At 55.2% G+C, this 18484-nt stretch carries 18 protein-coding genes; 3 read left to right on the top strand and 15 right to left on the bottom strand.

Going from position 1 to position 18484, the window contains the following annotated elements:
• Positions 1 to 674: 674 nt before the first annotated feature.
• Positions 675 to 1205 carry a hypothetical protein gene (locus A7E78_RS15070; RefSeq protein ID WP_158516100.1) on the bottom strand — a complete coding sequence of 177 codons (531 nt, stop codon included), beginning with the start codon at positions 1203 to 1205 and terminating at the stop codon, positions 675 to 677.
• An 18-nt stretch (positions 1206 to 1223) separates the two neighbouring features.
• On the opposite strand from A7E78_RS15070, the gene A7E78_RS15075 reads away from it, so the two are divergent.
• Positions 1224 to 2009: a sensor domain-containing diguanylate cyclase gene (locus A7E78_RS15075; protein ID WP_158516101.1), complete on the top strand. Its 786-nt coding sequence runs from the start codon at positions 1224 to 1226 to the stop codon at positions 2007 to 2009.
• Positions 2010 to 2237: 228 nt separating this feature from the next.
• Here A7E78_RS15075 and uvrB read toward each other — a convergent pair whose 3' ends face one another.
• The 3 genes from uvrB to A7E78_RS10290 all read right to left on the bottom strand — a co-directional run bounded on the left by uvrB (position 2238) and on the right by A7E78_RS10290 (position 8219).
• Entirely contained in the window at positions 2238 to 4238 is a 2001-nt protein-coding gene (gene uvrB / locus A7E78_RS10280) for an excinuclease ABC subunit UvrB (protein ID WP_072284138.1), read from the bottom strand.
• 446 nt (positions 4239 to 4684) lie between these two features.
• Entirely contained in the window at positions 4685 to 5641 is a 957-nt protein-coding gene (gene rfaD, locus A7E78_RS10285; RefSeq protein WP_072284139.1) for an ADP-glyceromanno-heptose 6-epimerase, read from the bottom strand.
• Positions 5642 to 5684: 43 nt separating this feature from the next.
• Positions 5685 to 8219, bottom strand: coding sequence for a helicase C-terminal domain-containing protein (locus A7E78_RS10290; RefSeq protein WP_072284140.1), 2535 nt, complete (start codon positions 8217 to 8219; stop codon positions 5685 to 5687).
• Between the two features lie 172 nt (positions 8220 to 8391).
• On the opposite strand from A7E78_RS10290, the gene A7E78_RS10295 reads away from it, so the two are divergent.
• Both A7E78_RS10295 and A7E78_RS10300 read left to right on the top strand, forming a co-directional pair.
• Positions 8392 to 8835, top strand: a complete 444-nt coding sequence (locus tag A7E78_RS10295) for a DoxX family protein (protein WP_072284141.1) — start codon at positions 8392 to 8394, stop codon at positions 8833 to 8835.
• Positions 8836 to 8995: 160 nt separating this feature from the next.
• On the top strand, positions 8996 to 9385 hold the full coding sequence (locus tag A7E78_RS10300; protein ID WP_072284142.1) for an iron-sulfur cluster assembly scaffold protein: 390 nt from the start codon (positions 8996 to 8998) through the stop codon (positions 9383 to 9385).
• Positions 9386 to 9795: 410 nt separating this feature from the next.
• On the opposite strand, the gene A7E78_RS10305 is transcribed toward A7E78_RS10300, so the two are convergent.
• From A7E78_RS10305 to A7E78_RS10355, 11 genes are all read right to left on the bottom strand, one after another.
• A complete protein-coding gene (locus A7E78_RS10305; RefSeq protein ID WP_072284143.1) occupies positions 9796 to 10701 on the bottom strand; it encodes a complex I NDUFA9 subunit family protein in 906 nt (301 codons plus the stop codon).
• Between the two features lie 188 nt (positions 10702 to 10889).
• Complete coding sequence (locus tag A7E78_RS10310; RefSeq protein ID WP_072284144.1) at positions 10890 to 12332, bottom strand: RtcB family protein; 1443 nt, start codon at positions 12330 to 12332, stop codon at positions 10890 to 10892.
• Positions 12333 to 12352: 20 nt separating this feature from the next.
• Positions 12353 to 12802, bottom strand: coding sequence for an archease (locus A7E78_RS10315; protein ID WP_072284146.1), 450 nt, complete (start codon positions 12800 to 12802; stop codon positions 12353 to 12355).
• The gene (locus tag A7E78_RS10320) at positions 12795 to 13313 is read right to left on the bottom strand and encodes a BCAM0308 family protein (protein ID WP_072284147.1); all 519 of its coding nucleotides are present in this window, start codon (positions 13311 to 13313) and stop codon (positions 12795 to 12797) included. The genes A7E78_RS10315 and A7E78_RS10320 overlap by 8 nt, the downstream gene beginning before the upstream one ends.
• Before the next feature lie 74 nt (positions 13314 to 13387).
• Positions 13388 to 13999, bottom strand: coding sequence for a cyclase family protein (locus tag A7E78_RS10325; RefSeq protein WP_072284148.1), 612 nt, complete (start codon positions 13997 to 13999; stop codon positions 13388 to 13390).
• Positions 14000 to 14134: 135 nt separating this feature from the next.
• Positions 14135 to 14407 (bottom strand): ATP synthase subunit c family protein, encoded by a 273-nt coding sequence (locus A7E78_RS10330; protein WP_072284149.1) that lies wholly within the window; start codon positions 14405 to 14407, stop codon positions 14135 to 14137.
• 80 nt (positions 14408 to 14487) lie between these two features.
• On the bottom strand, positions 14488 to 15192 hold the full coding sequence (gene atpB / locus A7E78_RS10335) for a F0F1 ATP synthase subunit A (protein ID WP_072284151.1): 705 nt from the start codon (positions 15190 to 15192) through the stop codon (positions 14488 to 14490).
• Positions 15189 to 15575, bottom strand: a complete 387-nt coding sequence (locus A7E78_RS10340; protein WP_072284152.1) for an ATP synthase subunit I — start codon at positions 15573 to 15575, stop codon at positions 15189 to 15191. The genes atpB and A7E78_RS10340 overlap by 4 nt, the downstream gene beginning before the upstream one ends.
• A complete protein-coding gene (locus tag A7E78_RS10345; RefSeq protein ID WP_072284153.1) occupies positions 15562 to 15816 on the bottom strand; it encodes an AtpZ/AtpI family protein in 255 nt (84 codons plus the stop codon). The genes A7E78_RS10340 and A7E78_RS10345 overlap by 14 nt, the downstream gene beginning before the upstream one ends.
• A 130-nt stretch (positions 15817 to 15946) precedes the next feature.
• Positions 15947 to 16891, bottom strand: a complete 945-nt coding sequence (locus A7E78_RS10350) for an HD-GYP domain-containing protein (RefSeq protein WP_072284154.1) — start codon at positions 16889 to 16891, stop codon at positions 15947 to 15949.
• Positions 16892 to 17063: 172 nt separating this feature from the next.
• Positions 17064 to 18368, bottom strand: coding sequence for a pyridoxal phosphate-dependent aminotransferase (locus tag A7E78_RS10355; protein WP_072284156.1), 1305 nt, complete (start codon positions 18366 to 18368; stop codon positions 17064 to 17066).
• Positions 18369 to 18484 lie beyond the last annotated feature (116 nt).

Here is an 18484-nt window from a genome sequence, read left to right on the forward strand (position 1 = left end):
GCAGTGAGCACGACTGGACCAGACTGCTTGCTCCGGATTTATCTTGCCTGAGCCAGACGGTCAAACAACTGGAATTGCCTGCCAAAAAGGATTATAGTCTGGAGCATTTGCTTGAGGTGGTACAGGGGAAAATTCTTACCTGTTAAACCTGTCCCCAGCACCCTTTTTTGAATTATGCTTTCAGGAGAATTTTATATGAAACATATGGCGCTTTTGATCTTGGGTTTTCTTATTACAGTCTTGCTTTCAGGGTGCGGTATCCCGGACCTTCCTGGCCCTATCGGAATCCCTGGGCTTTAAAAAGAATTGCGCAAGATTGCCAGCTTTCTATATTAAGAAATGAACCCAACAAACAAAAAGACCTCCCATTTACCGGGAGGTCTTTTTGTTTGTTTTTGCAGAACAATGCAAAGGCAGTGACAGCATGGTCCCTGATGTCTTAGCTGTGCCCTTTTGATGATTCGGAAAAATTCTGCGCCTGCGACTGAAAACATCCATTGGAGAATATGAAAAACCTATCGCCATTCAGTTTTCTGATTTTTCTCTTTTATATCGTAATAGATATATGTTTATATTAATGACTTTCCAATCACTTTTTCTGCCAACTTATCAAAACGAGGGGCTCCGGCTCATTTTTTCATATGAAAATCAAATCAACATTCACAAACAAATTATTAGTCATCATGGTGGGATTTGGGGTTTTTATCGGCATCATCTTCCCCTTCTTCGTAAAACTCGTCCTCAATCTCGCCTCGGAACAGGTGCTTACCTTCAAGTTTTTCAGCATGTGCATCATTGCCGGCCTGCTTGTTGGAGGATTCAACTTTTTTGTTTTCAAAAGTATTTTCTATGACTTTCTCGAATCGGTCAGTACCAAACTCACCGCTTTTAGAGAGAAACTCGACAGTGCCCGCAGAGAGGAGGCCATCGAGTGCAACGACGACGAATGCCTCATCACGGTTAAGTCTGACGACCCGATCGTCGGCAATATCACAAACTCGTTCAATGACTTTATCAAGACGATTCAGAATTCTATGAAAGCCGAGATGATCACCACCCGCTTTCTTGAGGAGCTTAAACAGCGACTCTCGGTAAAGGATATAGCGGATGTAGTGCTGGACAGCTTTATCGCGTATTTTGGGGGTGATGGGGGCTGTATTATAAGCTACGACAAAGGAACATTTTCCCTGCTTAAAACGAAACATGCACAGGTCGACTTTGAGATGGTTGACCAGGATGAGCTTTATCGGGTCATGGAGAAAAAGGAATGCATGCGTTACGAGAACCTGCAAAACAATCCCGTGAAACTCAATATCGTCCTGGGAGAGTTAGTTCCCGATTCAATCGCTTTCATTCCACTGCGATACCAGGACCAGAAAATAGGCGTTGCTATACTGCTTGCCAAAAATGAATTCGCCAGGTCCTTCAGCGGCCTGGAAAGCAAGAACTTCATCCAACAGGCAACCCCTTTCCTGTATAACAGCAACCTGATCCGTCGCCTTGAAGAGCTTGCGGCAATGGATGAGTTGACAGGCTCGCTCAATCGCCGGTTCGGCATGAAGAGATTGCAGGAAGAGTTCAGCAGGGCCCAGCGATTCAGTACCTCGTTCTCGCTCTGCCTCATTGACATCGATCATTTCAAGACCATCAACGATACTTTTGGCCATCAGGCGGGAGATGAGGTCCTTCGGAGCGTTACAACGCAGATGCAGGGTGACCTGCGTTCTTCGGATTTCATTGTACGTTATGGAGGCGAGGAATTTCTTCTGGTACTTCCGGGCGCGTCTCTTGCCGACTCTTACGAGATCATGGAACGAATGCGCAGAAGGATCGAGGCCTTTCAACTGCAGTTCGGCTCCTACTCGATTAACTTCACCATCAGCAGCGGCATCTGCAGTTTTCCATCGAAGAACATTACTGAACCAAGCGACATGATTCGTGCCGCAGATATTACCATGTACAAAGCCAAGAACAGTGGTAGAAATCGCATCATGACTACCGAGGAATAAGTCAGCAATGCACACGCTACTCTTTAAAAGGAACCTTTTACCACTCTAACCTGGAGGGGGCTTCCGAGAACGTTGTTTATTGGTTCATCACTGGGGACCATACTGTCACATTTGCAAGATGGCAAGCTTGCCCTACCAGCCTGCAACTGGTGTACTTACGACTAGAATCTACCTGGCCTGATAATTCTATCCAAAACCAAGGGTCGGCAGCATTGCTACCCCATTTTTTCACCCATCCCGTACCAGTAATTCCTGCTTTTCCAGCACCAGCATTTTGTCCCGCAGTTCGGCGGCCTTTTCAAACTCCAGATCCCCGGCGGCCTGCAGCATCTCGGCCTTGAGGCGGGCGATCTCTTCGCGCAACTCGTTGGGTGTGTGCCACTCGGCGCCTTCCTCGGCCACCTGCGGTAGCTCGGCGTAATCCTTTTCGGCAATGTCTTCGAGGATGGTACGCAGTGACTTCTTGACCGTCTGCGGGGTGATGCCGTGCTCTTCGTTATACGCTAACTGGACAACGCGCCGCCGCTCGGTCTCGTTGATGCAGGCCTGCATGGATCGGGTGATCTTGTCGCCGTACATGATGACTCGGCCATCGACATTTCGGGCGGCGCGACCGCAGGTCTGAATCAGCGAACGCTCGGAGCGCAGGAAGCCTTCCTTGTCGGCGTCGAGGATCGTCACCAGAGAGACCTCGGGGATATCGAGCCCCTCGCGCAGCAGGTTGATGCCGACCAGCACGTCGAACACCCCCTTGCGCAGATCGCGAATGATCTCCATCCGCTCCATAGTGTGAATATCGGAATGGAGGTAGCGCACCTTGATGCCGAGTTCCTTGAGATAGCCGGTGAGCTCCTCGGCCATGCGCTTGGTGAGGGTGGTGACCAGGATGCGCTCTCCGCGCTCGACGGTGGTGCGCACCTCGTCGATCAGATCGTCGACCTGGCCGCTGGCCGGGCGCACTTCGATGGGCGGATCGATAAGGCCGGTGGGACGGACGATCTGCTCGACCACCACACCCTCGGCCTTGGTCAGCTCGTAGTCGGCCGGGGTGGCCGAGACGTAGACGGTCTGGATGCCCTTGGCCTCGAACTCCTCGAACTTGAGAGGCCGGTTGTCGAGGGCGCTGGGCAGGCGGAAGCCGTAGTTGACCAGGTTTTCCTTGCGCGAACGGTCGCCTCGGTACATGGCGCCAACCTGGGAAACAGAAACGTGGCTCTCATCGATGAACAGCAACGAGTTGTCGGGAAAGTAGTCGAAGAGGGTGGCCGGCGGCTGACCGACTTTGCGGCCGTCGAGAAAACGCGAGTAGTTCTCGATACCCTGGCAATAGCCCATCTCTTCCATCATTTCGATGTCGAACAGGGTGCGCTGCTCGATGCGTTGGGCCTCGACCAACATGTTGCGCTCGCGGAAGTAGACGATACGCTCCCGCAGCTCTTCCTGAATCTCCTTGATCGCCCGATCCAGAGTCGGCCGGGTGGCGACATAGTGACTGGCAGGGAAGATGGCGGTGCGCTCCAGGCGGTCGGTGACCTTGCCGCGAATCGGGTCGATCTCGCTGATGGCCTCGATCTCGTCGCCGAAGAACTCGATGCGCAGGGCCCGGTCTTCCTCGTAGGCGGGAAAGATCTCCACCGTATCGCCCCGCACCCGAAAGGTACCGCGATGAAAATCGACGTCGTTGCGGCTGTACTGGATATCTACCAAGCGGCGCAGCAGGTCGTTGCGCTCCAGCTCCTGTCCCTCTTCGAGACGGATCAGCATGCCAAAGTAGGCCTCCGGCGAACCGAGGCCGTAGATGCAGGAGACGGAAGCGACGATCAGGACATCGTTGCGGGACAGCAGGCTGCGGGTGGCGCTGTGGCGCAGCTTGTCGATCTCCTCATTGATGGAGGAATCCTTTTCGATAAAGGTATCGGTGCTGGCAACGTAGGCTTCGGGCTGATAGTAGTCGTAGTAGGAGACAAAATACTCGACGGCGTTGTTGGGAAACAGCTCTTTAAATTCGCCGTAGAGCTGGGCGGCCAGGGTTTTGTTATGGGCCAAAACCAGAGCCGGCCGCTGCACCTGGTTAATGACATTGGCCACGGTGAAGGTCTTGCCCGAACCGGTGACACCGAGCAAAACCTGATGGCCGTCGCCCCGCTCGATACCGGCGGACAGCTCTTCGATGGCCCGCGGCTGGTCGCCACGGGGTTGATATTCGGATTGGAGATCGAATTTGGCCATGTCTGAGTGTAATCCAGAGGGGAGGGAAAAGGGAAGAGGGACGGGCCAAGTTGATTTAAAATTGCTTATTTCAGATAGTTCAAAACAAAGAGCAACACCGGCGGGTCGCGGCCCGCCAGCCGCCATACTTTTTGTCCAAGCCAACAAAAAGTAGGCAAAAAATGGCTGCCACTGGCCACTGCGTGGAGCATGCTATTACGGATGGTCTGAGAAGGCTAACACCCCTTGAGCCATCCCGCAGCGACAGCACTTTCTTCGCGCGGCCCTTCTTTCGGAAGTTGATTGCTAAAACGATCGTTCCGTTTCTCTTCCCATCATTGATCGAAGGGTTGCTGAGTTTTAAAACCAACAAACCAAATGCAAAGTCACTGCAATACCCCGCCGGTCGAAACCGGCGAGGCTCAAAGAAGTTCAGCAGACAACCTAATCAAAACAGGGACAACCTATCAAACCCCCGGGTTATCCTTCAACCATTCCATATAACGTTCCACGCCCTGCTCAACGGTGAGGAACTCACCGTCATAGCCGGCAGCCCGCAACCGGGTCAGATCGGCCTCGGTGAAGCTTTGATAGCGTCCTTTCAACTTGTCCGGGAAGGGGACATAGATCAATTCGCCGCGGTCGTGGGCTTTGAGCACCCCTTTGGCCACATCGTTGAAGCTCTGGCTTCGACCGGTACCGACATTGAAGATGCCGGAGACCTTCGAGTTGTCGAGGAACCAGAGGTTAACGTCGACCACGTTGCCGACGTAGACGAAGTCGCGGCGCTGCTCGCCGTTACCGTAACCGTCGCAACCTTCAAAGAGCTTAACCTTGCCTTCGGCGAGCAGCTGGTTGTTGAGATGGAAGGCAACGCTGGCCATGCTGCCCTTGTGCTGCTCCCGGGGACCGTAAACGTTGAAGTAGCGGAAACCGGCAATCTGGCTTTTGGCCGTGGGCAGAATCCGCCGCACGTACTGATCGAAGAGCACCTTGGAATAGCCGTAGACGTTGAGGGGCTGCTCGTACCGGGGGTCTTCGTTGAACACCGTGCCGCCGCCGTAGGTGGCGGCGCTGGAAGCGTAAATAAAGGGGACGGAGCGTTCCAAACACCAGTGCAGCAGAACCTTGGAGTAACGGTAGTTGTTTTCCATCATGTAGCGGCCGTCCCACTCGGTGGTGGTGGAACAGGCACCCTGATGCAGCACCGCCTCGATGGCGCCGCCGAAGTCGTCGCCGGCTTCGAGTTTTTCCAGGAATTCGGCCTTGTCCATATAGTCAGCCAATTGAGCGTCTGCAATGTTGGCGAACTTGGTACCGTCGGTCAGGTCGTCCACCACCAAAATGTCGGTCCGTCCCCGGGCGTTGAGAGCCTGTACGATGTTGCTGCCAATAAATCCGGCCCCGCCGGTAACAATAATCATGGATAATGTCCTTTCTATATCTTCTTGTCGTTAAGTTATAAAATCAGTCGGCCGTGGATAGTTCAGCCTGAAAACTGGCCATTTCCCCCAGTACCTGTTCCGCTGGCCCGGTCAGCACACGGGCGTCAGGCAGGGAGCGGAGGAAGATGCGTCCGTAGCCCTTCTTGACCACCCTGCTGTCGAGAATCAGCACCACCCCACGGTCGTTGCGGTGGCGAATCAGACGGCCGAAGCCCTGCTTGAACTTGATCGCCGCCTGGGGCACCGTGTAGCTCATGAAGGGGTCGCCCCCGGCCTTTTCGATAGCCTCTGCCCGCGCTTCGAGCACCGGTTCGGTAGGCACCTTGAAGGGCAGGCGGGTAATAATGACCTGCTCCAAAGCCCGCCCCGGGACATCGACCCCCTCCCAAAAGGAATCGGTGCCGAACAGCACACTGGTGGCATCGCCGGCAAAGGTCTTGAGCAGCCGATGGCGGTTTTCCTCCCCCTGGCGCAGACAGCGATAACCGCGGGCTCCGAGCACCGGGGACAGCTCGCCATGGACCCGGCGCAACAGGGAATAGGCGGTAAACAACACGAAGGAACGGCCGTCGGCACTGACGATGGCCTTCTCGCTCAGGTCCCGGACCATTTCGCCGTAGCCGCCCCGGCCCGGCTCGGGCACATCGGTAGGCACCACCACCAAAGCCTGACTGGCAAAATCAAAGGGCGACTGCAGCAGCAGTTCGGTGATCCGGGTCGGCTCTGCCCGGTCGATACCGACCCGTTCCTTAAAGTAGCTGAAGGAGTCGGCGACGGCCAGGGTGGCACTGGTCATAACCACGGTGCGGAACCGGTCGTAAAGAGCCTGCTTGAGGCGCTCCGCTACCGCCAGAGGCGCGGTGCAGAGGCGGGTGATGACGCCCTGGCCGCGGCCGATGCGTCCCTGTTTGACCTCGAACCAGCCGCAGGTTGACTCGTCGGTAGCGATAAAACAGCTCAGATCGGTGGCGATACCGCCGAGGCGTCCGACCACGCCCCTCAGATCGGTAAGGGGGGAGTTCAGCTTCTCGGCGACCAGCTCGGGTAGTGCTTCACAATCCTTGAGCAACGCCGCCAGGGCTTTGGCCAGATCTTCCGTCTGGCGGCTCAACTGACGAACCCGCTCGCTGACCGAAGTCCAAAAATCGCTGCCGGTCAGTTTCGGCACCAGGCGCTGTTTGATCTCCTCCCGTTCGCTGATATCCTGCTTCAGGTGATCCGCGAGATCACGGCCGATATCCTCAAGATCGGCAACGGCTCGGTCGAAAAGCTGCTGACGATCGACAATCAAAGACTCGATACGCTCATGCAAACGCCGATAGAGGGCATCCTCGCTGTCCGGCAGTTCTGCAGACAACTTGGCCAGAAACCGGGGCAGCAGGCCTCGCTCGGCCTTGCGCGGATGGCGCAGGCGATTGAGCACCCGGGCGAAGGCGAAGCGGGTTACCTGGGTAGAGAAATAGCGGGTGGCGACGTCCTCCAGGTGATGGGCTTCGTCGAGGATCACCCGATCGAAAGGCGGCAGCACCGCGGTGGTCGTATAGTTATCGGTCTGCAGGCGCAGGGCCAAGTCGGACAGCAGCAGGGCGTGATTGACCACCAGCAGATCGGCCTGAGACGCCAACCGGCGAGCCTTGTGAAAGAAGCAGTCGCCATAGTGAGCACACCGAACCCGGGCGCATTGATCGGGCTCGCAACAGACTTCCTCCCACACTTGGCTGCGGGGGATAAAGGACAGCTCTTCTTTGGAGCCGTCACTGGTCTGTTCGGCCCAGGCGAGGATGCTGTTGAACTCCCCGGTCAACTCGTCATCGAACAGCCCCGGCTCCAGGTGAGCCGTCTCGGTGCGGCGGCGGCAGAGGTAGTTACCGCGCCCTTTGACCAACACGGCACGAAAACGCAGGCCGGTGGCCCGCTGCAGAAAGGGCAGGTCCTTACGAACCAGCTGTTCCTGCAGGTTGATGGTGTTGGTCGAGACCACCACCCGTTCCTCGTTGGCCAGAGCCCAGAGGATGGCCGGCAGCAGGTAGGCTAAACTCTTGCCGGTTCCGGTGCCGGCTTCGATGGTGGTCAGCTGACCTCGGTTGAAAGCTTCGCCGACGGCAAATGCCATGCGCAACTGCTCGGGCCGTTCTTCGTAGCCGGGCAGACTGTCGGCCACCACCCCTTCGGGGCCGAGCAGTTCCGCAATACGCTGTGGATCCACATGCTCTTCCAGGCGCGGCGCAAAGGGCTCAACCACCTTATACACACTTTCCACAGAGTTATCCACAATATAGAATGCCACCCCAAGAGAGCCCAACCGGGAAGCAATCTCCACATCGGCGGAAGAAGGCTGCAGCTGTCCTCCGGGATGATTGTGAATAACGACGTCCCCGAAACGGCAGGCTTGCAGAACCGCCGGTACCGCCTCGGCATTGCCCCGGGCCAGCACCTCGACCTCGCTTAAGCGTAATTCGCTGTCGGTATGACCGAGAAAGAAGACCTCGTTGCCGTTTGCGGCCCGAATGGCCCGGCGCATGTCCTCGGCGGCCTGGGGATGAATTACCTGGTCCATGAAATATCCGTTTCTTCGCACGAAAGGCGCCATTATAGAGAATGTGCCCAAAAAAGAAAAGCGCCCGCCGGCAAAGGACTTATTCGACCTGCAATTGACAGCCCCGGGAGAAATGATAACTTAATTAACAGTAAAAGATATTTCCATTCAGGTCTCTCCCAAGGAGGATTCCATGATAAAAAAACTGCTGTCTACCCCGGATGATCTCTCGCTGGCGGTTCTGCGTCTGATTCTCGGTGGCGTGTTTTTCATCCACGGCGCCCAAAAGGCCCTTGGCTGGTTCGGTGGCCACGGCCTGAACAACACTCTTGATGCTTTCACCCAGGGCATGGGTCTGCCGCTGCTGGTGGCAGTGCTGGTGGTGGCCGCTGAATTTCTCGGCGCCATCGGCCTGATCGTCGGTTTTCTAACCCGCCTCGCCGCAGCCGGTATCTTTGCGGTGATGGTCGGGGCCATTGGCATCGTGCACTTGAAGCACGGCTTTTTTATGAACTGGTTCGGAAATCAGGCGGGCGAAGGCATCGAATATCATCTGCTGGCCATCGCCATCTCCCTGGCCTTGGTACTAAGTGGCGGCGGAATGGCCTCCGTGGACAGGTTTTTATCCCGCAAATAACAAATATTATCGACTCTATGATGCGGCAACCCCGTGGCCCTTTGCCGGTTCACGGGGTTCTTGCGTTTGTAGAGAACTCACCCTGCTTGACGAATCAGCGCTCAGGACCTACTATCGTGACTGTCCCTGAAAGTCACCTATTGCGAACACCGAGGTACCCATGTACAGCCCCGCCGTTATTGAACATTTCACCAATCCACACAACATCGGCTACATCGAAGATGCGACCGTAGCCGTGCAATACGGTGAACCTTCCTGTGGCGACTTCCTGCTGGTCTTTCTAAAAATAGACGACCATATTATCAGCGAGATGAAATACAAGGTGTTGGGCTGCGCCGCTGCCATCGCCACCGCCTCCATGACCAGCGTTATGGCCACCGGTCGCTCGGTGAACGAAGCTTTGGAGTTGACCGAGACTGAAATTGCCAAAGCCCTGGGAGGCCTCCCTCCCGACAAGATGCACTGCTCCAATTTGGCTGTTGGTGCTCTGAAGGCGGCGTTGAGGGTTTATCTCAGTCGGCTGGAGCAGGAAGCGGAAGAAAACTACTGATTTCGTTTTCTCCACTGAGGCAGTAAAATTCAGAGACTGGCCTTCCTTAGAAACCAGATTTAAAACCGGCGGGTTGCGTCCCGCCAGCCGCCTTCCTTTTTGTCCAAGCGGCAACAAAAAGTAAGCAAAAAACGCCTTGCCACTGCGTGGAGCATGCCGTCACGCAGACAAGGTAAAGGCTAACTCCTCTTGAGTCATCTTACCTTGGCAGCAATTCCTTTGGGCGGCCCCCCTTCTGAAAGTTGATTGCTAGAACGGTCGGTCCTTTTCTCTTGCCAAAATTGATCGTAGGAGTTGCTGGGTTTTAAAACCAACAAGGCATCTTCAAGGTTTCCGCGTTCCTTTCTGCGTTTGGACCTACGAAGTTTCTGTTCTCTTTTTAGATCAGGAGGAAAACCCGAATCACCGGATCAGCTCGGTGTTCCCTGAAATTGTCGGGTAATCGCCTCGGCAAAAGACCTCGGCTCAATTCCGAAATCCTCCATCCAGGGATGCGGATCACAAACATTTCCAGCCACCAACATGGTGAGCTGCTCGCTGGTCAGAGGGAAAGAGGGGAGGAACTGAAGACTGGCTACCAGCGGTTTGACCAGAAAGAGGGGATGGTGGGCCTTGCTTACGCGGGAGCGGCCCAGAGCGCGGCCGATCTGGTCGAGCAATTCGTTAAAAGTGAAACTGTCCCGGCCGCAGACAGGATAGACGCGGCCAATGCTGGCCGGCTCCTGCAGGGCGGCGACGAAACCGGCCGCGACATCCTCCACCGCTACCGGAGCGATGCGGTAACGGCCGTTGCCCAGAACCGGCACCACCGGCAAACGCCGGATCATCTCCGCCAGGCGGTTGCAGAAATCGTCCTCTGCACCGAAGATCACCGAGGGGCGAAAGATAGTCCAGCTCAGACCGCTGCCACGCAGAACCTGTTCGGCCTGCCATTTGCTGCGATAGTATTCGGTTGCGGCATTCTCCTTGACCCCGTTGCTGCTCATATGGACGAAGCGCCCAACCTGCTGAGATTCGGCGGCCGCCACTATATTGGCCGTGCCCTGCCGGTGAAGCCGGTCGAAGGTAATGCCGCGGTCGGCAAATTCGCGGATAATACCGACCAGGTGAATTACCGCCTGACAGTCCAGAAGAGCACCGTCGAGGGAGGCCGGCTTGGTCACATCGCCGAAACGGATGGTCAGCCCCTGCACTTCGGGCAACTTGTGTTCCGAGCCGGGCCGTACCAGGCAAGCCGGCTCATGCCCTGCGGCCAATAGCTGCCGAATCACTTCGCGACCGACGAAGCCGGTGCCACCTGTGACAAAGACCTTCATCGCTACCTTCCTTTGGCCGAAACCAAATCGTCAAATAAGCTCGCGACACTCGCCCCAAAACTTCGATAGCTAAGCAAAAACTGCATCCTTCAAGGCTTGGTGCTTTTTCAGGGGCGAAGGCACACATCAGTATGTCGAGGTCCAGAAAAGGCGCCGTAACGCAGAAGGGTGGATTTTTTGCAACGCTATCAGCCTTTGATGACTGCCATGGGTTTAAGCCGGGCCACGATACGGCCGATGCCGGCCTGCTGCACCACGCCCACCACCTCGGTCACGTCCTTGTAGGCTTCGCTGATTTCTTCCGCCACCGTGCCTCGTCCCGCGGCCCGCAGCAAGATTCCCCGATCGGCGAGTTCCGCGAAAATATTGCGGCCGCGTGCGGCTTTTTTGGCCTTATGTCGGGACAGAACCCGGCCGGCTCCGTGACAGATGGAGCCGAAGGTTTCATTCATGGCGCCGGCGGTACCGACCAGGACATAGGAATATCTTCCCATATCACCAGGAATCAGCACCGGCTGACCGATAGAGCGATAGCAGGCGGGAATCTCGGCGTGACCGGGAGGGAAGGCCCGGGTCGCCCCCTTGCGATGCACACAAAGCCGGCGCTTTTTGCCTTCGAAAACGTGCTGCTCCCACTTGGCTATATTGTGACATACGTCGTAAATAAGGGACAGCTGCAGGGCCTCGGCACCAGCACCCAACACCTCTTCAAAGGTTTGGCGTACCGAAGCCGTTATCAGTTGCCGGTTGGCAAAGGCATAATTGGCTGCACAGGCCATGGCCGCCAGATATTGGCGTCCCTCCGGACTGCTCAACGGGGCACAGCAAAGCTGGCGATCGGGCAGGGTGATTCCGTATTTAGCTGCCGCCCGCAGCATCACCCGCAAATAATCGTCGCAGACCTGATAGCCGAGACCACGGCTGCCGGTATGAATGGTCACCGTGATCTGGCCGGGAAACAAGCCCAACACATCGGCGGCGACCGGATCGTGTATTTCTTCGACCTGCTGAACCTCGATGAAATGATTTCCGGAGCCGAGGGTCCCAAGCTGATCACGACCCCTCTCCAGGGCCCTATCGGAAAGGAATTCCGGGTCGGCCCCATCGATACAACCGCCGGCCTCGATATGGTTGAGGTCCTCGGCCGTCCCCAGACCCTGCTCCACCACCCAGCGTGCTCCCCGTAGCAACACCTGGCGTTCTTCCTCCTGATTCAGGCGGAAGTCCCGCCGGCTGGAACCGACCCCGGAAGGAACACGCTGAAAGAGGCTGTCGGCCAGGGTCTTCAGATGGGGCCGCACATCGGTCACTGCCAGGCTGGAACGCATCAGCCGCACACCGCAGTTAATGTCGTAACCGACCCCGCCGGGGGAGACTATCCCTTCCTCGGCGTCGAAAGCCGCCACCCCGCCGATGGGAAAGCCGTAGCCCCAGTGAATATCCGGCATGGCCAGGGAAGGGCCGACGATGCCGGGCAGGGTAGCGACATTGCGAACCTGCTCAAGAGCCTGTTCCCGCTGCAATACCGCCATCATCTGGCGACTGGCATAGATCAGCCCTTCCGTGCGCATCGCCCCTTCCCGGGGAATCCGCCAGCGGCACTCGTCTATTTTTTCGACCTTGACAGCCATCTTTTCTCGCTTTCAATCGGTTAAAGGTCAAGATAAACTCGCGCCTGCCAACGGTTATCTCGATGAAGCACGCGCAGAAGGTGGTAAGTAACCGCTTTGACCTCACGTAGCGGGCTGGTCCCTTCCTGTTGATATCGGCCGACCACCGAGCCTTTTAGTGTCTGCCGTCCTATCTCTTCAATAACAAAAAATACGGGGCAAAAACCCCGTTGTTCAACCAGAAAGAGAATCTCCCCCAGCCAGGCGACCAATAACTCTTCTTCATCTCCGGCTTGAAGCTCCACTTTCAGCTGCTGGTGGCCCACCGGCAAACCGTTTGGCCCGAAAAGGATCTCCTGCAAGCCCCGAGCAGCGGCGATAAAGAGGGCATCGAGAGAATCAGCCCATGCCTCGATGCCCATATCAGCCGTATGTTCCAACAATCGGTAACCGCCTGCGGTAGAATCTTGTGGCACTATCAACTTAGGCATCTCGACGCCAATCCACCCGACAGACCGCATGATCATCGGCCCAAGTGACCTTCAAATCACCTTGATGAGCCTTGTGCAACGCCCGCCCCAGATGCTCAGCGAGTTTCTCTTCCGTCGTCTCGATGAGCATATCATCCGCCGAGCGTTCCATACTGATGATCCGACTCAGGGGGTTTTTAGCCATGGCCTTATGCTCTTCGTTACGCAGCATGCTGCGAATTTCCGCTTCGTGCTGCCACAGGTAGGCCCCGCGCAAAGAAACAAACCCTTCGGCGTAACGGTCTTTGATCTTGCGGCAGCCGGGACAAACCACATTCCGGGTGGCAGCATCCCGCTTCAGCAGGGCCGCCTCTTCGTTATCAAAAAACCAGCGTTTTTTACGATAGACGGCACCACATTCCGAACAGAGGGCAGGTTCCGGCAAACCAGCCTGATCCAGATAAGGATCGTTGCTTGTATTGACGCGCCCGCGCTTGTCACTGTTGCCAAACTTTCTCACGTCTTTTTGCATACTTGCCTCCCTATATCGCTGTTCGCAGGCTCTCTTTTGAGTATATCACCATCTCCAGGGGAATGGTGGATGTCTCAGAGACTGCGAAGCACGGCCCGGCAGGGAGCCCCGTCGCAACTGGCGAGTTTCAGGGGCAGGCAGATCAACTCGTAGCTACCGGCGCTTACTCCTCTCAAGTCTAGCCCTTCGAGGATTATCAGACCTGCTTCCAGTAGCAGTCGATGAACGGTTCCATCCCCACTGGGCGCCTCGATGGACAGGTAATCGATACCGATCAGCCTGACGCCCCGGGAAATCAACCAGGCGGCGCCATCAGCCGTCAAAGCCTGATAGTCAGCACAGAAGGTTTTTTCCTGCCAGAGACGGGAGTTGCCGGTGCGAAGTAAAACCTTCGGTCCGACGGGCTCTGGTCGGCGAGCCAGAAGCGCTTCGTCAATAGGACCGCGATGCTCGCTCAGGTCCCATACCTGACAGGGACCTATCATCTGCTCTAGGGGTAGATCCACAACACTTGGGCCGTCCAACCCGAGATGCCCCGGTAAATCGAGATGAGTCCCGCTGTGGCTGGCTAAAGATAGTGAACTAACAGCAAAGGCTCCGCCCTGTTGGGCCAGGACCAGGGGAGGGTCGCCGGGAAAGACCGGCAGGGTTTCGTTCAAGGGCACGCTGATATCTATGATTTTCATGACTAGCCTTCTCACCGGGGTCCCAGTGGAGGTCTTCGGGAGGGAAATTCGAAAGTTTTATAACGGCCGGGCCAAAAAAAACGGGGTGAATCCTATAATGGATTCACCCCGTGCCATTCATTTTAATCAACGCTTTTAGTGCGCTGCACCCAACATTTGCAACACTTTGTCAGTGAAGGGGTTGGCGACCAGCACGATCATGGCCACAACGAAGACGTAGATAGCCAGGGACTCAATCATCGCCAGACCAATCAGCATCGTGGTCAGAACCTTGCCGCTGGCGTTTGGATTGCGGGCTACGCCCTCTAGAGCGCTTTTGAGGGCCATCCCCTGGCTGAGGGCAGTGGGGACCACACCAAGAGTCATAGCTGCTCCGGCTGTAATGATACACCAAGTAAAGTAATCCATGTTTGCTACTCCTTTTTAGAATGTGACAACACTATCGCTTCGGCCCAATCACGGGCCAGCAACTTTCCCTGTTCGGGGATTTAATGGGCTTCTTCCAAAGCACCGGCAAAATAAATCATGGACAGCAGAGTAAAGACAAAGGCCTGGATAAACGCAACCAAAATCCCCATCAACATCATTGGAATCGGCACAATAGCCGGCGCCAGAGAGAGGAAAACCATCAACACCACCTCATGGCCGTACATATTGCCAAACAGACGCAATGTGAGGGATACGGGCCGGGCAAGATGACCGATAATCTCAATAGGCAGCATCAAGGGTATCAGCCACCAGATGGGACCGGTAAAGTGCTTGATGTAAGACAGGCCGTGCTTTTTAAAGCCGATGGCGTGGGTCAGGAGAAAAACCACCAGGGCCAACGCTAAATTGGTATTGGGGTTGGCGGTCGGCGGCATAAAGCCAGGAATCAAGGCTATCAGGTTTGAAACCAGGATAAACAGCGCCAGGGTGGCAACCACCGGGAAAAAAGCCCTCCCCTCGGAGCCCATGGTTTCACCGATCAATCGCTCGATCTGCTCGAGAACCACCTCCATGAAGTTCTGAAAACCCTTAGGGTCCTTCTGCAGGCGTCTGGAGGCGAGAAAACCGGCCAGGATCAGGATCGCCATGGTCGCCCAAGCGTAGGTCACATGATTGAAATAGCCGAAATCGGCCAGTTGCTCCGATGTATAACCAAACTTCAGTTTCTCGACCAGCCACTGAAAAAACAGAAAGGGATGTGTCATGAGATACAGATCCTGCCTTTAATAATTCGTTCCAGGGCAAGCCCCAGGATATTAAACACCACAACCGAAAGCCCCACCGCCAAAGCCGGCGTAGAGAGCTGTGCGGGACCGATCAATAGAAACAACAACACTGCAAGTACCAGCAGTCGCAACAACAGGGAATATAAATGGGTACTCGGCTTCTGCTTAGCAGCTTCGGCCAGCAACCGGCCCAGAGTCCAGCGCAACCAGTAAAAACCGCCGATGGAAACCAGGCCGCCTGCGGCAACACCGAAAAAAACCGCCTTCGATTGCCACAGCAAACTGATCAGAGTCAAGCCGAACCAAAGCATCCAGCTACGCCGGCAAAGCACTTCCGGCAGGAGATCATCAGGATCCTGCATCTTTTTTCTCTTCCTCGCGCTGCTGGCGTTTCAGTTCCCGGTTGACGAGATAGAAGAGGTTGCGGAAACCGGCCGCAATTCCAAACCCTAGAAACAGCATCGTCATCCAGGGGGACGTTCCTAACCGTTGATCCAGGTAATACCCTATGGCCAGACCGATAAGCGTCGCGGCCACCATGGAAATGCCCAGAGTGGACAGAAACCCCAACGATTTATACAATTGCTGCCGTTCTTCTGCCATTAAGTCCGTCTCAGATCCAGCTGTCAGCAGCTAAAGTGTAAACAACCCACTTTAGGTATCATAGCGGTTATGGGAAGTCAAACTGAAATTACCCCTCGGCCCGGTTCAAAATCTATCACCTGCGAGGAGTTCAAGCCAGAAAGAGTTTAACGAAACCGGCAAAAACTTGTTCGTCCGGACCGCTTATCACATGTTCTTTCATAAACTTGAGGGCTTCAAAGGAGGAACGGCTGTTATGATAGGGTCGGTCTGCCGTCAGGGCTTCATAAATATCGGCCAGCCGACAAATCCGGGCATAAGGATGAATCTCATCGGCTCTCTTCTGATTGGGGTAACCCCTGCCGTCGTCCCGCTCGTGATGCTGGAGAATAATAGTTCGTGCCTCGTCAGTCATCAAACCACTGCTCTCCACCATTTGATAACCATCCAGAACGTGTTGATTGACAATCTCCCGCTCCTCGTCCGTCAACATGCCGGGCTTATTAAGAATATCGATGGGGATTTTGCATTTGCCGAGATCGTGTAGAAAAAACCCGGCTCCCAAGGCCTGCATATCATGCTGACTGTCGCCACTAAACAAGATTCTTGCCAGAGCTATACTGAAAATACCGACATTGGTTGAATGAACATAGGTGCTGTGATCATAGGTGGTGAGATGTATCAGATGTTTGGTTGCCTGATCGTCCGAGACAATGAGATTGACTGTGGGTTCCAGAATTTCACAGGCCTGCCCAAGAAAGACCGCGCGCGGCTCTTCAAAGGCCCGTTGCAGAGTCTGGAGACAAGCGGTATGGACTGCGGCGGCCTTTTTGTCTGAAGTCACCGCAGGATCGGTGACGATGGAGACCAGCGTCTCTTTCAGGTAGGAATTATAAAGGGCGCTCTCTTCTTCGCGAATGTAGAGCAGGTCGGCACCGCTGGCAATAACCCGATCTCGCGTGGCCCTGTCGAACAACACACCCTTTTTGGCAAAAAAGACATATTTATCATCACGAATACTGCGATAAAGATCACAGGGTGCGGCTTTTTCAAACTGTAAGGTCGCCAGTGCTACGGGCAAAAACTGCTCATCCATATGATTTCGCTGTTTCCTTCCTCAAGCCCCTCGATAAAAGATCAATATCAGGCCGTACCCGTCAATAATTCGAATGTATATGAATTAGACCAAAACTGGTGTTCTTATTACTACTACCCTCGTTTGTTAATGATGCACTTTTTTCCCGCCGGCCGGGTTGTTCCATCACAGGTCAGCTGTTCAGGTAGGCCGTTATGCTTTCGCCAAGGGTCTGGAAGATGTGTTTGAATTCCTGCTCGTCCCTTTCAAGAAGGGTAATGCGAATCCCCTGTTCCATAGTGCAGAAAGACGACAAGGGCACCACGCAAATACCGGTCGAGGCCAGAAGATAATAGACAAAACGTTTGTCGAGAGCGACTTTCGGCTCAGCCACTAACCCCTCAACCAGCGTGCGCACCTCGTCGATCTCGATGGGCAAGCTCTGACAGTCGCTGAGCTGACCTTTTTTAAAGACGACGCTCATATAGAAAGCGCCGTTGGTACGATTAACCTTGATGCCGGGTATCCCTTGCAACATTTCAACAGCGATGTTGGAGAATTTTTCGTAACGGTCCTTGCGCTCTTTCAGATAGACCGGATACTGAGGATGGCTGAGCAGCCGCGGTATGGCCTTTTGCGGCAGAGTGGTGGAACAGACCTCGACCATCTTGGCGTCGAGAATGCTCTTCACGTACTGCTGGAACACCGGGTCCTTGTCGGCATTGTAGACCTCCATCCAACCGCAACGGGCACCGGGCCAGGGTACTTCCTTGCTGATCCCCTTAAGAGCCAGGGCCGGCACCTCGCCGATGATATCGGAGATCGGCTTGGTCGATGTGCCGTTAAAAACAATATTGTGATAGACCTCATCGCAGATGATAAACAGATCGTATTCGCGGGCGATGGCGATCATCTCCTGCAGAATGCGTTCTGGATAGACGGCGCCGGTAGGATTGTCCGGATTAATGATAAGAATACCGGAGATACTCGGATTGTATTTAACGGACAGACGCAGATCGTCCAGGTCGGGATACCAATGGTTGTCCGGATCAAGGCGATAAGAGATCGGCTTGGTGCCGGCATGGGCGGCCTCAGCGGAGGAGTGGGTGGAATAGGTCGGGGTGGGACCGATGATGCGCGCTTCACGGCGCAGAAAGCCGTAGACCTTCTGAATCGCGTCGCCGAGACCGTTGAAAAACATGATGTCGTCAGCGGTGATCTGGGTCTTGCCCCGCCGGTTGGTCTGCTCAGCCAAAAACTGGCGGGTCTCCAGCACGCCCCGGGTCGGGCTGTAACCGTAGGAACAATCCTGCATGACCAGGTCGGCAACCACTTCCTTCATCCATTGGGGAATTTTTTCACCCTTGGCAATGGGGTCGCCGATATTCTCCATGTTGGTTTTGATGCCCATCTGCTGCAGCTTATCGGCAATTTCGACGATAGCGCGAATTTCGTAAACCAGCTCACCGGCTCCGATATGAACGATATTGTTGCGCATCCTTCCCTCTCTCCCCCTGATAACGGACCTGCCCGCAACAGCGAAACAGCACTCCGAAACAAAAAAGACCACGAGCTCAACACGCCCATGGCCTTACTGACTGTTTATCGATATCG

This window comes from Syntrophotalea acetylenivorans, from assembly GCF_001887775.1.
In the GTDB taxonomy this organism is placed as follows: Bacteria; Desulfobacterota; Desulfuromonadia; order Desulfuromonadales; family Syntrophotaleaceae; genus Syntrophotalea_A; species Syntrophotalea_A acetylenivorans.

What these genes read in the sequence shown, in the direction of transcription:
- A7E78_RS15070 (WP_158516100.1), bottom strand. Translation starts at nt 1,205, where the DNA reads ATGTTTCGTTTTAAGCAGGGAAAATGTTCCTTTGTCGTAGCTTATAAT.
- A7E78_RS15075 (WP_158516101.1), top strand. Translation starts at nt 1,224, where the DNA reads ATGGTTGACCAGGATGAGCTTTATCGGGTCATGGAGAAAAAGGAATGC.
- uvrB (WP_072284138.1), bottom strand. Translation starts at nt 4,238, where the DNA reads ATGGCCAAATTCGATCTCCAATCCGAATATCAACCCCGTGGCGACCAG.
- rfaD (WP_072284139.1), bottom strand. Translation starts at nt 5,641, where the DNA reads ATGATTATTGTTACCGGCGGGGCCGGATTTATTGGCAGCAACATCGTA.
- A7E78_RS10290 (WP_072284140.1), bottom strand. Translation starts at nt 8,219, where the DNA reads ATGGACCAGGTAATTCATCCCCAGGCCGCCGAGGACATGCGCCGGGCC.
- A7E78_RS10295 (WP_072284141.1), top strand. Translation starts at nt 8,392, where the DNA reads ATGATAAAAAAACTGCTGTCTACCCCGGATGATCTCTCGCTGGCGGTT.
- A7E78_RS10300 (WP_072284142.1), top strand. Translation starts at nt 8,996, where the DNA reads ATGTACAGCCCCGCCGTTATTGAACATTTCACCAATCCACACAACATC.
- A7E78_RS10305 (WP_072284143.1), bottom strand. Translation starts at nt 10,701, where the DNA reads ATGAAGGTCTTTGTCACAGGTGGCACCGGCTTCGTCGGTCGCGAAGTG.
- A7E78_RS10310 (WP_072284144.1), bottom strand. Translation starts at nt 12,332, where the DNA reads ATGGCTGTCAAGGTCGAAAAAATAGACGAGTGCCGCTGGCGGATTCCC.
- A7E78_RS10315 (WP_072284146.1), bottom strand. Translation starts at nt 12,802, where the DNA reads ATGCCTAAGTTGATAGTGCCACAAGATTCTACCGCAGGCGGTTACCGA.
- A7E78_RS10320 (WP_072284147.1), bottom strand. Translation starts at nt 13,313, where the DNA reads ATGCAAAAAGACGTGAGAAAGTTTGGCAACAGTGACAAGCGCGGGCGC.
- A7E78_RS10325 (WP_072284148.1), bottom strand. Translation starts at nt 13,999, where the DNA reads ATGAAAATCATAGATATCAGCGTGCCCTTGAACGAAACCCTGCCGGTC.
- A7E78_RS10330 (WP_072284149.1), bottom strand. Translation starts at nt 14,407, where the DNA reads ATGGATTACTTTACTTGGTGTATCATTACAGCCGGAGCAGCTATGACT.
- atpB (WP_072284151.1), bottom strand. Translation starts at nt 15,192, where the DNA reads ATGACACATCCCTTTCTGTTTTTTCAGTGGCTGGTCGAGAAACTGAAG.
- A7E78_RS10340 (WP_072284152.1), bottom strand. Translation starts at nt 15,575, where the DNA reads ATGCAGGATCCTGATGATCTCCTGCCGGAAGTGCTTTGCCGGCGTAGC.
- A7E78_RS10345 (WP_072284153.1), bottom strand. Translation starts at nt 15,816, where the DNA reads ATGGCAGAAGAACGGCAGCAATTGTATAAATCGTTGGGGTTTCTGTCC.
- A7E78_RS10350 (WP_072284154.1), bottom strand. Translation starts at nt 16,891, where the DNA reads ATGGATGAGCAGTTTTTGCCCGTAGCACTGGCGACCTTACAGTTTGAA.
- A7E78_RS10355 (WP_072284156.1), bottom strand. Translation starts at nt 18,368, where the DNA reads ATGCGCAACAATATCGTTCATATCGGAGCCGGTGAGCTGGTTTACGAA.